This window comes from Paenibacillus sp. JJ-223, assembly GCF_927798175.1.
Taxonomy (GTDB): Bacteria; Bacillota; Bacilli; order Paenibacillales; family Paenibacillaceae; genus Paenibacillus; species Paenibacillus hubeiensis.
In genome coordinates this window covers 203681-219454 of sequence record NZ_CAKMMP010000014.1, presented here as the reverse complement: position 1 = coordinate 219454, position 15774 = coordinate 203681, and the positions used below count along the sequence as shown (strand labels likewise).

Sequence of the window (15774 nt, the reverse complement as noted above, 5' to 3'; positions counted from 1 at the left end):
ACGTTGCGTTTCCGCAGTGCCCGATCGGGGGCTTCCCGCCTGGTGGTTACATTTGTTCCCGGTGGATGGCCCGAAATTCTCTGGGCGACATGCCAAAGCGGGAGCGAAACACGCGATGGAAATACGTATAATTGTTGAAACCCGAGGATTCGGCGACATGCTCGAGCGTCATAGGGCTGAAAATGATGCGTTCCCGCGCCATGTTCAGCCGTACATCGAGCGCGTACTGCATGATGCTTTTGCCGAACACTTCCTTAAACAAATGAACTCCGCGCGAAACGCTGATCCCGACATGGGAAGCGATATCTTCAAGTTTGAACAGGGAGGAAGCGTTCTCCTCGATGTAGCTCTTGATCTCGTAAGCCACATAATTGGTTTTGGCCATGGTGGGGTGCTCTGAGAGCAGCCTGTCTACTTCGAGGCACAGAATGCGCATATAATAGCTGGAAATTTCAGGATAAGGGTTGGAGATTCGGCGCTGTTCCAGAACCAACTGGCGAAACAGCGTCAGCAGGCTCTCGGTCAATTCGACCTTGATGCGGTTGGGCCGCTTGTGGTGATGCCACCAATCGTCCACCCATGGTCCGTTGAAAAAAATGTGATAGTCGCCGCTCTCCACCAGACGTTCCCCGAGCGGATTCAGCTCTGCATCGATTTTGAGTTCGTACGGCTCGTCCGGACTGAATAAAAGCAGATCACCCACATCCACCAGGGACAACGATCCGTCCACACGGGCACGGCAGCGGCCATCGGTTTGAAGGCGAAGCAAATAGTTTTTAACTCCTTCAGGCATTATGGAGTTGTAAGGTTTACGGTGAAACGAAAAGCCCGCTGTAAGAACCTGACAAGCGTGATCGGATTGCATTGGCACTCTCCTTGCAACTTGAAAATTATGACCAGATAGTTCATGTTTCGATCATATTATTCATTTTAATCGAAGGTGAAACGGAATACCATAGAGGAAGTTGTTAGCAAGATTTTCAGCACAGCGACTCAACGTGCAAGGAGATGACCTCATAGTGGAGAAAATGAAAGCAGGCATCATCGGGTGCGGCAACATTAGCGCCATTTATCTCGAAAACCTGAAGAACAGCCCAGTCATTGAAGTGGTCGCCGTAGCGGATCTGATCCGCGAACGCGCGCAGGAACGGGCAGATGAATTTAATATCGCAAACGTTTACAATGTAGATGAACTGCTGCAAAACGAAGACATCGAGCTTGTGCTGAACCTGACCATTCCGGGCAGCCATGCCATGACCGATCTGGCTGCGCTGGAGGCCGGCAAACATGTGTATGCCGAAAAGCCGCTCGCCATTTCGCTCGAGGATGGACGCAAGGTCATTGAACTGGCGGAACAAAAAGGACTGTATGTCGGCTCTGCGCCGGATACGTTCCTTGGTTCGGGCATCCAGACGGCCCGCCGGGCCATCGAGGACGGCTTGATCGGCAAACCCGTTGCCGCAACGGCATTTTTCATGGGCGGCGGACCGGAAGCATGGCATCCGAATCCGGAATTTTTCTACACCGTCGGCGGCGGACCGATGTTTGATATGGGGCCATACTATTTGACCGCCCTGATTAAACTTCTGGGACCGATTCGCCGGATCAGCGCTTCTGCGGGCATCCAGATCGCGGATCGCAAAATTGGTTCGGGGCCGAAGGAAGGCACTTCGCTGCAGGTCGAAACGCCGACTCATCTTTCAGGCACGATCGATTTTGAGCAGGGTGCCATCGCCACGATGATTGCCAGCTTCGATATTCGGGGCGGATCGGATCTGCCGCGGATCGAAATCTACGGTACCGAAGGCGTGCTGAGCGTGCCGGACCCGAACTTTTTCAACGGGGACGTGAAGCTGCGCAGACCGGGACAGGATGAATGGGAGGTCCTGCCTCCGGCATTCGAAAGCGGGCACAACGAACGCGGCATCGGCGTTACGGAGATGGTGGAATCGATTCGGGCCGGAAGAGAGCATCAGGCAAGCGGCAAGCTCGCTTATCATGTCTTGGAGGCCATGCATGCGTTCCAGCGCTCTTCGTTGGAAGGCAAACACATTGCGCTTGAGAGCACCTATGCGTAAGCAGATTTTATTTGGACTACATCCGGACTCCGTTGCCGCCATTCATGCAGCCGTGCTTTGAATTTTTGGCTTTCAGGATAGAATGAGGCCTGATTTTCCACAATAAGTACAATGCAAAGGGCATAACGGCGGAACCGGGATTCGGAGCAGCAAGCATTCATACCATTTATTTAACTTATAATCCAGGGAGGAATCTCAAATGAAACTTGGCGTATTTTTGGTACTGTTCGGTGGACGCAAACTGGAGGACGCACTTGATTACGTAGCTGCAAAAGGGCTGAAAGCCGTGGAAATCGGCACCGGAGGATATCCGGGCAATGCGCACTGCAACCCGGCTGAGCTTCTCGAAAACGAGACAGCGCTCAAAAACTTCAAAAACGCGGTGGAATCCCGCGGTTTGATCATCAGCGCGCTCAGCGTACACGGCAATCCGCTTCATCCGCAAAAGGATATCGCCAAATCGTTCCATGACGATTTTGTCAAAACGGTGGAACTGGCACAAAAGCTCGAAGTGCCTGTCGTTAACACATTTTCCGGTTGCCCTGGGGACCATGAGGACGCCAAATACCCGAACTGGCCTGTAGCGCCATGGCCGAACGACTACCAGGAAATTTTGAAATGGCAGTGGGAAAACAAAGTCATTCCTTACTGGACGGAGTGGGGCAAATTCGCCGCGGATCGCAGCGTAAAAATCGGTCTGGAGCTGCACGGTGGCTTCTCGGTGCATACACCGGCAACTTTGCTGAGACTCCGCGAAGCAGCGGGCGAAGTCATCGGCGCCAACCTGGATCCGAGCCACATGTGGTGGCAAGGCATCGATCCTGTGCAAGCGATTCATATTCTTGGACGCGAAGGAGGTATCCACCATTTCCACGCGAAAGATACAACGATCGATCCGGTGAATGTGAACAAATACGGATTGACCGATATGCAGGATTACACGAACATGCTTGATCGGGCATGGCAGTTCCGTTCTGTAGGTTACGGCCACGACAACAAAACTTGGGCCGACATCATCAGTGCCCTGCGTCTGGTCGGATATGATTATGTCGTTAGCATCGAACATGAAGACGGACTGATGTCTGTCGAAGAAGGCTTCTCCAAAGCCGTGCAAAATCTCCAGCAAGTGCTGATCGAAGAGCCGCTGGGGGAAATGTGGTGGGTGTAGGGCCATTTTAGGGGGAAATTAAAGCATGATCAACGTCACCATTTGGAATGAGTATGTCCATGAGAAGATTCATGATGAAGTGAGGGAGGTGTATCCCGACGGACTGCATCGGGCACTGGCTGACGGTCTGGGCGGCGAAGGTTTTGCCATCCGGACAGCGACGCTGGATCAGCCGGACCATGGTCTGAGCAGCGAGGTGCTGGATACGACAGACGTGCTGGTATGGTGGGGACATATGGCACATGATCGCGTTAGTGACGAGATTACGCACAAGGTGGTTCAGCGGGTTTTGAACGGGATGGGGCTGATCGTGCTGCATTCCGGCCATTTCTCCAAACCGTTCAAGGCGCTTATGGGCACCAGCTGTAATCTGAAGTGGCGCGTGGCGAACGAACAGGAAATCATTTGGTGCGTCAATCCTTCGCACCCGATTGCGGAGGGCGTTCAAGGAAAAATCGTATTGGAGCATGAAGAAATGTATGGCGAATATTTCGATATTCCGGTACCGGATGAACTTGTATTCGTCAGCAATTTCCAAGGCGGAGAAGTGTTCCGCAGCGGGTGTACGTTCAAACGCGGCGAGGGCAAAATCTTTTATTTCCGCCCAGGCCACGAAACGTATCCGACGTATTACCAGCCTGACGTGCTGAAAGTCATCGGCAATGCGATCAAATGGGCGTATCCATCTCGCAACGTGAAGCCTGAATACGGGAACAGCGCACCTGTCAGACCGTTTGGCGGCGTAGTTGTCTGACTTTAACAGACAACAATATAACTATATAAACCGCAAAAACATCTACACGTTAACAGAGAGGCAGAACCAATCTGGAGAAGCGAAGTGTTCGCGTTTATCACCGGATTTTCCCTTTGGAAAAGGGAATCAAAAAAATCTGGGGATAATAGCGATCGGAAGATGGTACTGACTCGAAGTGCCCTAGTGTGATTGATTAATTCGGTTTATATAAACAGCATAGTCACACTAAGAACCCTTCTCCGAGTCAGAACGACTATGGCGGCAGGGTTCTTTTTGGAATTGTTTGTGGTAAAAAGTGTTAGCAGAAAATTCCCCATGGCCCCCGGGAACGCGGTGAGGTATACTGGTATAGCTGCATTTGGACGTTCTTTGCTTAACTTTTTGCACGCAGACGTTTTAAATGTGACGCAAATGTGTTATTATTATATATACTAACGAAATGTAAGTTGTAATGATTCATTAAGGGGTGATTAATGTGGAAGGCCAAGATCTGCGGATGTGTCCGCGTTTTGAAACGGCGTTTTCGTTTTTGGGCAAGCGCTGGAACGGTTTGATCATTCAAACGTTGATGAGTGGCTCCAAGCGATTCAAGGACATTTCCACTCTGATTCCATCCATGAGTGACAAGATGTTGTCGGAACGCATGAAGGATCTGGAGAGTGAAGGTATTTTGATCCGTCACGTTTATCCTGAAACGCCGGTTCGGATTGAATACGAGCTGACGGAGAAAGGGAAAGCGCTGCAGCCGGTCATGAATCAAATTCAGGAATGGGCTGAGCAGTGGGTCGATTAATCGAATATTCGGTGTTGGACTCCATGAAGCGGTCCCATGGCACAAAAAATCCCGATTTCCACAAGAAATTGGGATTTTTTGTTTCGCGCCTTTTGCACATCTGCCTGAGAGTTGTAGTATAATGGGATGATCAACGTTCACAGTCGTATCTCCGAAAGTCGTTTCGTTTCCAAAAATGGCCGCACGCGGCCGGAGCGAGGAGGCCACTTGTCATGAGAGAAGAACGCTTATCCCGTGAAGTACGCTACGGCGAGCAGGACATTGCTGAACTTGAGAACGCATCCATTCAGGTACATCTCATTTACAAAAAAGCAGCATCGTTGTTTCAAACGGACGGACGGACGCATGCTGCATCCGATCGGAAGACGGTTGACGGCAAGATACAGGGCCCTCGTCCGGCCGTGCTGCAAAAGTGGATCCGGACGTCATCCGGCTGGAAGTGCATTGGCTGCGAGGTGAGAATAGGGCAGCTTCCGCTGCAGGGCGCGTGGTTCCCGAATACGATGGCCAAGATGCCTGACGGTCGAACGATTCGGAAAGAACTGCTCATTCAGGCCATTGTCTGGTCGCAATACGAAGAGATCAGAATGCTTGAGCCTTGGCTTGGCCAAGACACCTTTTATACGCCACAGGAAATGGACATTATCGCAAAATACGTCGTTCCGACGTATTTTTCCGAACGGCCGTTACATGAGCAAGGCAAGCTGTACAAGGTCCATCGCAGCCCCGGATCCTCCATTCCGTTATATCAGGAATATGTGAAAGCTCCCTTGTTGTGCGTGCACGTCGACGGGGAACTGCTTGAAGGGCAGCTGTTGACGGAAGTCACCGTTGCGGAGGAACAAGTTTTCGGGCTTAATCCTTACGTGAAAAACGGGGATGGAGGCCGAACGTACATGCAGGCCAACATTCAATAGTCAAACATGCAACGGTTCTTTTAAGAACCGTCATATGATCCAAATTGAGCCTGCTTGCAGGCTCTTTGTGTTTCCCGGAAATGAAAAGTAACGGCTTTGACACTTTTTTCGGTTAAAATCTGTGCCATAATAATGGTTATGGACAACAGACAAATGATTTTACGCAGGGTGGTGTTACCTACATGAACTACAAATTCCCGGGACTAATTGGGTTTTGCCTGCTGTTACTGGCCATATTGGCAGGATGTACGGAACCCCAGCCTTCCGAGCAGCCTGTCGTCAAAGACGCCGATTCGGCGAATACGATTACGGTTGCAGTGGATGGCAGCACGTTCCTGCCGGATGCAACCAAATCGATCAAAAGGGATTTCAGCGAAGGAATGACGCTTAAAAAAGCGCTTTTGAACAGCGGACTTGTCGATTTCACGGCGGACGGCAAACGAATCCAATCGGTTGGAGAAGTATCGCTGGATGCCTCGCTGAGCTGGGCCGTAAAACTGAATGGAGAGGACGTCGACCCCGAGCATTGGGATATGGAGCTGCATGCCAAGGACGAAGTGGTCATCTATGTCAAAGCCGCCGACAGCTCTAATGAGGGGGTTGCTTATCAGACAACCCTGCTCAAGGTGAGCGGCGGTAACATTCTGCCATCGCTCAATCGGCAGTATGCAGGCGTATACGTGCCGGAATGCACGGTGCGCGATGTGTTGAAATCCAGCGGCGTGGTCCGATTGTCGGAAAACAACAAATACGTCTTGTCCGTGGAAAACGTTAGCCCGCGCATGAATCAACGCTGGGTGATTATGGTCAATGACAAAGAATTGATGGACAACGGCCTGGACATGAAATTGAATCCGCGTGATGCGATTAAACTGGAATTGACGGCATCCTGATGGACAAGCCGTGCAGATAGAAGCCCAATCCTCCTAGCGGGAGGATTGGGCTTTTTGGGGGTTAGATCCGGCAAATTTCCCGTGGGCACAATTCGCAATGGCAGATGCCTTGCAGCATTTGCAGATCCTTGATGACGATCATGCCGTTCTCATATTCGATGGCGTCTTTTTTGCGCAGGTCGCTAAGCATGCGGTTCACGCTCTCGCGAGTGGCACCGATCATGTTGGACAGGTCGGTGTGGGTAATTTTTTTATGAATGATGACATGTTCGCCGTGAGGCTCCCCGTACGAATTGGACAAACGGATTAACGTGGAGCATAGGGCACCCGGTTTACCATACAACATGAGGTCACGGAATTTGGTTTGGGTCAACCGGTGATGGATACCCATCCATTTCATGAAATCAATCGCAAAATCGCAATGCTGACAGATTAGCATCTCCAGATCTTTGTGCTCCAGAACGCCGATCTCGCTGTCCTCCAGCACTTCAGCCGAGAAGGAATGACGGGAACCAAAGAACGGGTCGGCCTGGCCGATCATGTCCCCGGCTTGGTACATATACATGATAAGCTCTTTGCCTTCATCCGTAGATTTGGTGATCTGGGCGCGTCCCCGTTTCAGATAATACAATTTGTCGGAGACATCGCCTTCCCAATACAGGTGGGTACCTTCGGGATAGGTGCGTTCTTTCATCGTTACGAGCAGATGGTTGAAGTTCACTTCCGAGAAACAGCTTGTATTTCCGCGCTCTTCCAGTACACTCAATGGTTCTCTCATAAGTCTATCTCCCCTTTGTATCCGCCGGCGTTCTTTCATGTAGGTGAATGAGCTGCCGTGGTTCGCCGCAAGCCGCCGTCCTGATCAGGTGAATCCGGCCGGTGAGGGACGGTACAAATTGCGGTGGTTCAATTTTTAAGTTCAGTATATACCTAATGCAGGGGCTGGGAAGGAGGCAAAAATGGCAATATTTCAAACATTGTGATTAAATTCACTTTTCTAAGGAAAGGATGATGATGACAGAATATCATTTTAAATATGAAGAGCCGTAAGGGGAGTGGAGCGATGCTCCAAAACATAAATTAAATTTGTTATACTTTGTGAAAAAAATCACATACCGACCGAATTCGCCATGGTACGATGTGATCGTAAGCAGAGAGACAAACAATACGAACCTTTAGGAGGATGAGGGAGATGGCTGTAAAGAACGAAGTCGCCCCAGTAAAAGAACCGACAGCAGGCCAGTATATCCAAACGTTGATTGACAAAGCAAACAAGGCACACGCAGCGTTCATGTCCATGGATCAGGAGCAGATCGACCGGATCGTGCAGGCGATGGCACTCGCAGGACTCGACAAACACATGATGCTTGCCAAAATGGCCGTCGAAGAAACAGGTCGAGGCGTGTATGAGGATAAAATCACTAAAAACATTTTTGCCACGGAATATATTTATCACAGCATTAAATACGACAAAACGGTAGGCGTGATCGAAGACAACGAATTCGACAGCTTCCAGAAAATTGCCGAACCGGTGGGCATCATTATGGGGATCACACCGGTTACGAATCCAACGTCCACCACGATGTTCAAAGCGCTGATCTCCATCAAAACGCGCAACCCGATCATCTTTGGATTCCATCCGTCCGCACAAAACTGCAGCCGTGAAGCTGCCAAAATCCTGCTTGAAGCAGCCGTGAAGCATGGTGCTCCGGCCGATTGCATCCAATGGATCGACGATCCTTCCATGGATCGGACCAATGCCCTGATGAATCACCCTGACGTAGCGCTTATTCTGGCCACAGGCGGATCAGGCATGGTACGGGCCGCATACAGCTGTGGTAAACCGGCACTGGGTGTCGGACCAGGTAACGTTCCTTGCTTCATTGAGAAAAGCGCGGACATCAACCAGGCGGTGACCGACCTGATTCTGTCCAAATCGTTCGACAACGGCATGATCTGCGCATCCGAGCAAGCCGTCATCATCGAAGAAGCCATTTTCGACCAGGTGAAAAAGAAAATGATTGCCAGCGGCTGTTACTTTGTGAACAAAGAAGAGCTGGCAAAGTTGACGCCAGGCGTGATCAATGTCGATAAATGTGCGGTCAATCCGGCGATCGTAGGCCAATCCGCCGTCAAAATCGCCGAACTGTGCGGCATTGACGTTCCGGCAGGCACCAAAATCCTCGTTGCCGAAATCGAAGGCGTAGGCACGAAATACCCGCTGTCGGCCGAAAAACTGAGCCCGGTGCTGGCTTGCTACAAAGTGAAAAACGCAGCCGAAGGCATTGAACGCGCAGCGGAAGTGGTTGCTTTTGGCGGCATGGGCCACTCCTCGGTGATCCATTCGAACAATGAAGATGTTATCACCAAATTTGCGGATCGTTTGCAAACAGGCCGGATTCTGGTCAACTCGCCATCCACGCATGGGGCGATCGGCGATATTTACAATACGAACATTCCGTCCCTGACGCTGGGCTGCGGCTCGTATGGACGCAACTCGACGTCGTCGAACGTATCTGCCGTCAACTTAATCAACGTGAAAAGGGTGGCTCGCCGTACCGTGAATATGCAATGGTTCAAAGTGCCGAACAAAGTCTATTTCGAAAAAGGCGCAACGCAATATCTCGCCAAAATGCCGGACATCACCCGCGTTGCCATCATTACGGACCCTGTGATGGTGAAGCTTGGTTATGTCGAAAAAGTAGAGCATTACCTGCGTCAGCGCCAGACTCCGGTTGCGATCGAAGTGTTCTCCGAAGTCGAACCCGATCCATCGACAACGACGGTTGATCGCGGAACCGAGATGATGAATCGCTTCCAGCCGGACTGCATCATCGCCCTCGGCGGCGGTTCGCCGATGGATGCCGCGAAAGCGATGTGGCTGTTCTACGAATACCCGGATACCGACTTCAACAACCTGAAGCAAAAATTTATGGACATCCGCAAACGGATCTATAAATATCCGCGCTTGGGCATCAAAGCAAAATTCGTAGCCATTCCGACGACATCCGGTACAGGTTCGGAGGTTACCTCGTTCGCGGTCATTACGGACAAAGAGAAAGGCAATACGAAATATCCGCTGGCTGATTACGAGCTGACGCCGGACGTGGCTATCGTGGATCCGGAGTTTGTGTACAGCTTGCCGAGAACCGCAGTGGCGGATACGGGCATGGACGTTCTGACCCATGCGATCGAAGCTTATGTGTCGGTCATGGCGAACGATTATACGGACGGTTTGGCGATCAAAGCGATCCAACTGGTGTTCCAATACCTGGAGCAATCGGCTTTGCAAGGCGACAAACTCGCCCGCGAAAAAATGCATAATGCATCGACGATCGCAGGCATGGCTTTCGCGAATGCGTTCTTGGGCATCAACCACAGCCTTGCGCATAAATGGGGCGGTCAGTACCACACCGCGCATGGACGCACCAATGCGATCCTGATGCCGCACGTCATTCGCTACAATGCGAAAAAACCGAGCAAATTCGCTTCGTTCCCGAAATATTCGCACTTCGTTGCCGATGAGCGTTATGCCGAGATTGCCCGCATTCTCGGGCTGCCGGCCCGCACGACTGAAGAAGGCGTCAACAGCCTGATCAACGCCATCCGCAAGCTGAACAAAACGCTGGGCATCGAGGAATCGTTCCAGGAGCTCGGATTCGATCCGAAAGATTTCGAATCGCGCGTAGACTATCTGGCCGACCGTGCGTTCGAGGACCAATGTACAACGGCCAATCCGAAGATGCCGCTGGTTACCGAACTAGCCGATGTATACCGCAACGCCTTCTATGGACGGTTTGAATAAACAATAGTGCAGCATAGCAAACCATTCGTTTGAGGTTAAGGCAATAGGATCAGGGTTCCCCGAAATGGGGAGCCCCGATTGCCGTCTTTCTGTTCAACGGAACCCTTGCGGTATCTGTTGAATTCAACAATTTACATGAAAACGGAGGGACAGAAATAACCTGAAGAAGCGAAGCGTTCGCCTTTATCCCGGGAGTGTATCCTTTGAAAAATGGATCAAAAAAACTCGGGGGATAACAGTGATCGGAAGGTAGTTCTGTTATCGGAGTGGGCAAGTGTAAATGTTCTTTGTTCAGTTGATAAAATTCAATCGGGAGATATGGAGTGGATTGCGATCGGAAGTTGTTCTACTCTCGCAGTGGCTAATGTGAATTAATGTAATTCACTATGATTCAGCAATGGTGGAGTGAAGAAGCTCACTGACTTTGTGATAAAAATCACAGAGTGTGAAACAACGTAAACGTATAATGAAAACAGAAAGAAAACAATCAATTCCGCGGTTCCGGGTTCCTATAAGAGAGAGTATCGATCCGGCATATGTGAAAATCTTCACATTATATCGCGGTTCTGGACACGGATGCGACGTGCGAGACAACCTGTCCCGTGTCCGGAAATCCAAATTACGGAGGGATTAACGATGTCGGTGATTGAAAAAGATGTCAAAGTGCAAACAGGCTGGAGAAACTTTGTCAAAGGTACTTGGAACAGATCCGTAGACGTAAACGATTTTCTGGTGCGCAACCTGACGCCGTATTACGGGGACGAAGAGTTCCTTGCAGGCGCAACCCAAAATACGAAGGACCTGTGGGAGATCGTTTCCGATTTGACGAAAAAGGAACGCGAGAACGGCGGTGTCCTGGACGTGGACGTGAATACGCCTTCCACGATCGTGTCCCATCAGCCGGGTTATCTGGATAAAGAGAAAGAACAGATCGTTGGCGTTCAGACCGATGCTCCGTTCAAACGTTCCATTCAGCCGTTCGGCGGCATTCGCATGATGATTGATGCATGTCAGGCTTACGGTTTCGAGATGCCTCAAGAAGTCATTGACATATTCACGAACATTCGCAAAACGCATAACCAAGGCGTGTTCGATGCCTATACATCCGAAATGCGCGCAGCGCGCAAAGCGGGGATCATTACCGGTCTTCCGGATGCATACGGCCGCGGCCGCATCATCGGCGACTATCGTCGAGTGGCCTTGTACGGTGTAGACTTCCTGATCCGGGACAAAAAATCACAGCTGAATTCGCTGGAAGTGGACGCCATGGACGAAGATGTCATTCGTCTGCGCGAAGAGATCTCCGAACAGATTCGTGCGCTGCAAGAACTGAAGCAGTTGGGCGAAATGCACGGCTTCGATATCTCCTTGCCGGCCACCAACGCCAAAGAAGCTTTCCAATGGTTGTACTTCGGCTACCTGGCTGCCATCAAGGAACAAAACGGTGCGGCAATGTCTCTCGGACGGGTATCCTCTTTCCTGGACATTTACATCGAGCGCGACCTGCAGGAAGGCGTGCTGACCGAAGAACAGGCGCAAGAGCTGGTCGACCATTTCGTCATGAAACTGCGCATCGTGAAATTTCTGCGCACGCCGGATTACAACGAGTTGTTCAGCGGCGACCCGACCTGGGTTACCGAATCCATCGGCGGAATGTCCGTTAACGGCGAAACCCGCGTAACCAAAAACAGCTTCCGTTTCCTGCACACGCTCTATAATTTGGGCCCTGCACCAGAACCGAATTTGACGGTTCTCTGGTCCGTGAAGCTGCCGGAAGCGTTCAAGGAATATTGCACCAAAGTTTCGATCGAAACGAGCTCGATCCAATATGAAAACGACGATTTGATGCGTCCGATCTATGGCGACGATTACGGCATTGCCTGCTGCGTATCCGCGATGAAGATCGGCAAACAAATGCAGTTCTTCGGCGCCCGCGCCAACCTGGCCAAAGCGCTGCTGTATGCGATCAACGGTGGACGCGACGAAAAATCGGGCGCGCAGGTCGGACCGGAATATCCGGCGATCACCAGCGAGGTGCTCGATTACAACGAAGTGCTGAAACGCTTCAAACCGATGATGGAATGGCTGGCCAAACTGTACATGAACACGCTGAACGTCATTCACTACATGCACGACAAATACAGCTATGAACGCATCGAGATGGCATTGCACGACCGTGACATCCTGCGTACGATGGCTTGCGGCATCGCCGGATTGTCGGTAGCCGCCGATTCCCTGAGCGCGATCAAATACGCCAAAGTCAAACCGATCCGCAACGAGCAAGGCATCGCGGTCGACTTCGAAATCGAAGGCGAATTCCCTTGCTACGGCAACAACGATGATCGTGTAGACAGCATTGCGGTTGAACTGGTCGAGTCCTTCATGGGCATGATCCGGAAACACAAAGCTTATCGCAACGCACTGCCTACCCAATCCGTGCTGACCATTACGTCGAACGTGGTATATGGCAAGAAAACAGGCACAACGCCGGATGGACGCAAAGCGGGCGAACCGTTTGCTCCGGGAGCCAACCCTATGCACGGACGCGACAAAAAAGGCGCCCTTGCTTCCCTTGGCTCCGTAGCCAAATTGCCTTACGAGCACAGCCTTGATGGTATCTCCAACACATTCTCCATCGTGCCTAAAGCACTGGGTAAAGAGGGCGATATCCGCAAATCCAACCTTGTCGCCATGATGGACGGATATTTTGGCCAAGGCGCTCATCATCTGAACGTCAACGTGTTTGACCGTCAACAGCTGATCGATGCGATGGAGCATCCGGAAAACTATCCGCAGCTGACCGTTCGGGTATCGGGTTATGCCGTCAACTTCATCAAGCTGACTCGCGAACAACAGCTCGACGTCATTAACCGTACGTTCCACGGTTCGATGTAATAGAGAAGAAACAACATAAACGCACAGCGGATGCGGAAAAGAAAGGAAGAGGCAGCATGGTTAACGGACATATTCACTCACTCGAAACTTTCGGGACGGTTGACGGCCCAGGCATCCGCTTCGTGCTATTTATGCAAGGATGTCATCTGAAATGCCAGTATTGCCACAACCCGGATACATGGGCGCTTGATGGAGGCCGGGATATGAGCGTGGAAGAAGTTCTTGCGGAAATCGAGCCCTACTTGACCTATTATCGCAGTTCCGGTGGCGGACTTACGGTGTCGGGAGGTGAACCGACGCTGCAGGCTCATTTTGTGGCCCAAGTTTTCAAAGAAGTGAAGCGGCGTTGGGGACTGCATACTACCTTAGACAGCAACGGCTACAATGAACCGGATCGCATTCTTGACTTGTTGGACCATACCGATCTGGTCATGCTGGACCTGAAGCATATCGATGATGAAAAGCATATCCAGCTTACCGGGAAATCCAATGAGAGAACGCTTCGTATGGCCCGCTGGTTATCCGATCATGATCGGAAAATGTGGATTCGCCACGTATACGTGCCCGGCATTCATAATGATGAGCAGGATTTGCTTAATCTGGGCCGATATATCGGCACGTTGAACGGGGTAGAGAAGTTTGAGATTTTGCCCTATCACCAGATGGGCATCTACAAATGGCAGGCGCTGGGTAAGGTGTACCCGCTCGATGGCGTGCCTTCTCCAACCGAAGAAGAGGTGGAACGGGCGTATCGCCTGATTGAACAGGGCCGGAAGGAAACGGCTGGCACACTTGCTGGGGCGAAATGATCCAGATCCATGGGTCTGCTAGAAATCAACAAACGTATATATGGATCCGCTATTCAGGCAGTCTTTGCGACCGATGTCGCCGAGACTGTTTTTTTGTTGCATTTTACAGGAGGAACACGAAGAGGCTTGTTCAGTGAAGGATTTTATCCCCTCATTGATGAATTGTCATCCTTACGATGGAAGCTCCGGCTTTTTATAATCAGAGTGTAAAACCAAAAGCGCAAAATGCCGAGGAGGGTCAACGACGATGAAAAAAAGAATGATCATGCTGCTCTCACTGCTGCTTGTCACTTCCTGGACGCTGGCTGCATGTGCGGGCTCAGGGAACGAAAATCCGCAGGGAGCCTCAGGTTCGGCCCCGGAAACGAGCAAGGAACCGGTGGAAATGCTGCTGCGTCACACCCAAGTAGGGGCGGATAAACAGAAACGGCTGGCCATTCTGCAGGACGTCGTCGACAAGGTGGAGAGCGAGGTGCCTAATCTGACCTTTACGCTGGACGGGGTCGAATCCGATGTGAACCGGAAGGAAAAGCTTCGCGGAGAGATGGCTGCCGGCAATCCGCCGGATATATTCGAACTGTTCGGCAGTCCGGATTCGAAGGTGTATGCCAAGGAAGGCATGCTGCTGGATCTCACGCCGATTTTGCAAGAGCTGGGCATCCAGGATCAGTTTACATCCCTTGAACCGTTCACGTATGAAGGCAAAGTATACGGACTGCCGATCGGGGGTTCGGGAGAAGGCTTTTTCTACAACAAAGAATATTTTGCACAAAAGGGCTGGCAAGCACCGACCACCATGGCTGAACTGGAAAACATGCTGGCCGAGATCAAAGCGGATGGCAAAGTACCGCTTGCATCTGCTTCCAAGGCGGGCTGGGTCCCGCTGATGTTAACGAACCATCTGTGGTCCCGTTACGCCGGGCCCGAGATTACCGCGAAGTTTGCAACAGGTGAAGCCAAGTGGACCGACCCGGGCGTGGTTCAAGGCTTTGCGAAGCATAAGGAATGGGTCGATAAGGGTTATTTCAAAAAAGGCGAGCTCGGCTTCGAATACGCAGAGTACACGACTCAATTCACAAGTGGCGAAGCGATACTGATGTATGACGGAACATGGAAATCATCCGTATTCAAGGAAGGACAGAGCGGGGAATCGCTCATCGGCAAGGTAGGATTTTTCAATATGCCGCCAGTAGAGAACGGAGTGGGCGATCAGACCTCACTCATGCGTGACGTCAATAATGGCTATGGTTTCTCGGCAGCCGTAGCGGAAGATCCTCAGAAGCTGGAGGCGGTAAAAGCGTTTATCAAAAACTTCTACAATGAAGACATGCAGGTGCGCGGACTTGTGGAAGATGGGGTGCTGCCTGCCATGAAGCTGGATGAGAAGGTATTGACGGACAGTATTACCGATGAACTGATGAAAGAAATCGTTGCTGTCCTGAATGCATCCAAAACGTCATTTCCGGCATTCGACGCGCTGGTTCAGGCGGATGTAACCACCGAGATCAGCAACCTGCAGATTCAAAAACTGATCGGCGGGCAGACCACGCCGGAGAAGATGGCGGAGGAGCTGCAGCAAGTTCAGGAGGAAGCGAACGCATCCGTGGAATAACGGATACACCTGGACCATCGCTGCAACTGAAGTTACTGAAGGAGGCTGAA

The 15774-nt window shown here is 51.2% G+C and carries 12 protein-coding genes; 10 read left to right on the top strand and 2 right to left on the bottom strand.

The features are described 5' to 3' along the window. Window positions 1-46: 46 nt before the first annotated feature. Window positions 47-865: an AraC family transcriptional regulator gene (locus tag L6H98_RS23415; protein ID WP_236420059.1), complete on the bottom strand. Its 819-nt coding sequence runs from the start codon at window positions 863-865 to the stop codon at window positions 47-49. A 154-nt stretch (window positions 866-1019) separates the two neighbouring features. Here L6H98_RS23415 and L6H98_RS23410 point away from each other — a divergent pair, with 154 nt between their 5' ends. The 6 genes from L6H98_RS23410 (at window position 1020) to L6H98_RS23385 (ending at window position 6603) form a co-directional block, all read left to right on the top strand. After that, window positions 1020-2078, top strand: coding sequence for a Gfo/Idh/MocA family oxidoreductase (locus L6H98_RS23410; protein WP_236420057.1), 1059 nt, complete (start codon window positions 1020-1022; stop codon window positions 2076-2078). A 199-nt stretch (window positions 2079-2277) separates the two neighbouring features. Next, on the top strand, window positions 2278-3246 hold the full coding sequence (locus tag L6H98_RS23405; protein WP_236420055.1) for a sugar phosphate isomerase/epimerase: 969 nt from the start codon (window positions 2278-2280) through the stop codon (window positions 3244-3246). 25 nt (window positions 3247-3271) lie between these two features. Next, window positions 3272-4000: a ThuA domain-containing protein gene (locus L6H98_RS23400; RefSeq protein ID WP_236420053.1), complete on the top strand. Its 729-nt coding sequence runs from the start codon at window positions 3272-3274 to the stop codon at window positions 3998-4000. 496 nt (window positions 4001-4496) lie between these two features. Then, entirely contained in the window at window positions 4497-4793 is a 297-nt protein-coding gene (locus L6H98_RS23395; RefSeq protein WP_236420112.1) for a helix-turn-helix domain-containing protein, read from the top strand. Window positions 4794-5005: 212 nt separating this feature from the next. Continuing rightward, on the top strand, window positions 5006-5710 hold the full coding sequence (locus tag L6H98_RS23390) for a hypothetical protein (RefSeq protein WP_236420051.1): 705 nt from the start codon (window positions 5006-5008) through the stop codon (window positions 5708-5710). 182 nt (window positions 5711-5892) lie between these two features. After that, window positions 5893-6603 carry a hypothetical protein gene (locus L6H98_RS23385; protein WP_236420049.1) on the top strand — a complete coding sequence of 237 codons (711 nt, stop codon included), beginning with the start codon at window positions 5893-5895 and terminating at the stop codon, window positions 6601-6603. Between the two features lie 61 nt (window positions 6604-6664). On the opposite strand, the gene L6H98_RS23380 is transcribed toward L6H98_RS23385, so the two are convergent. Next, complete coding sequence (locus tag L6H98_RS23380) at window positions 6665-7381, bottom strand: Crp/Fnr family transcriptional regulator (protein WP_236420047.1); 717 nt, start codon at window positions 7379-7381, stop codon at window positions 6665-6667. Window positions 7382-7795: 414 nt separating this feature from the next. Here L6H98_RS23380 and adhE point away from each other — a divergent pair, with 414 nt between their 5' ends. The 4 genes from adhE (at window position 7796) to L6H98_RS23360 (ending at window position 15724) form a co-directional block, all read left to right on the top strand. Continuing rightward, entirely contained in the window at window positions 7796-10408 is a 2613-nt protein-coding gene (adhE, locus tag L6H98_RS23375; protein ID WP_236420045.1) for a bifunctional acetaldehyde-CoA/alcohol dehydrogenase, read from the top strand. A 636-nt stretch (window positions 10409-11044) separates the two neighbouring features. Then, window positions 11045-13303: a formate C-acetyltransferase gene (gene pflB, locus L6H98_RS23370; protein WP_236420043.1), complete on the top strand. Its 2259-nt coding sequence runs from the start codon at window positions 11045-11047 to the stop codon at window positions 13301-13303. A gap of 56 nt (window positions 13304-13359) precedes the next feature. Continuing rightward, complete coding sequence (gene pflA, locus L6H98_RS23365; protein WP_236420041.1) at window positions 13360-14112, top strand: pyruvate formate-lyase-activating protein; 753 nt, start codon at window positions 13360-13362, stop codon at window positions 14110-14112. A 247-nt stretch (window positions 14113-14359) separates the two neighbouring features. After that, the gene (locus L6H98_RS23360; protein ID WP_236420039.1) at window positions 14360-15724 is read left to right on the top strand and encodes an extracellular solute-binding protein; all 1365 of its coding nucleotides are present in this window, start codon (window positions 14360-14362) and stop codon (window positions 15722-15724) included. Window positions 15725-15774 lie beyond the last annotated feature (50 nt).

Bases quoted from the DNA above. Each gene is read 5' to 3' on its own strand.
- L6H98_RS23415 (WP_236420059.1), bottom strand. From the start codon at position 865: ATGCAATCCGATCACGCTTGTCAGGTTCTTACAGCGGGCTTTTCGTTT.
- L6H98_RS23395 (WP_236420112.1), top strand. From the start codon at position 4,497: ATGTGTCCGCGTTTTGAAACGGCGTTTTCGTTTTTGGGCAAGCGCTGG.
- L6H98_RS23405 (WP_236420055.1), top strand. From the start codon at position 2,278: ATGAAACTTGGCGTATTTTTGGTACTGTTCGGTGGACGCAAACTGGAG.
- pflB (WP_236420043.1), top strand. From the start codon at position 11,045: ATGTCGGTGATTGAAAAAGATGTCAAAGTGCAAACAGGCTGGAGAAAC.
- adhE (WP_236420045.1), top strand. From the start codon at position 7,796: ATGGCTGTAAAGAACGAAGTCGCCCCAGTAAAAGAACCGACAGCAGGC.
- L6H98_RS23385 (WP_236420049.1), top strand. From the start codon at position 5,893: ATGAACTACAAATTCCCGGGACTAATTGGGTTTTGCCTGCTGTTACTG.
- L6H98_RS23400 (WP_236420053.1), top strand. From the start codon at position 3,272: ATGATCAACGTCACCATTTGGAATGAGTATGTCCATGAGAAGATTCAT.
- L6H98_RS23380 (WP_236420047.1), bottom strand. From the start codon at position 7,381: ATGAGAGAACCATTGAGTGTACTGGAAGAGCGCGGAAATACAAGCTGT.
- pflA (WP_236420041.1), top strand. From the start codon at position 13,360: ATGGTTAACGGACATATTCACTCACTCGAAACTTTCGGGACGGTTGAC.
- L6H98_RS23360 (WP_236420039.1), top strand. From the start codon at position 14,360: ATGAAAAAAAGAATGATCATGCTGCTCTCACTGCTGCTTGTCACTTCC.
- L6H98_RS23390 (WP_236420051.1), top strand. From the start codon at position 5,006: ATGAGAGAAGAACGCTTATCCCGTGAAGTACGCTACGGCGAGCAGGAC.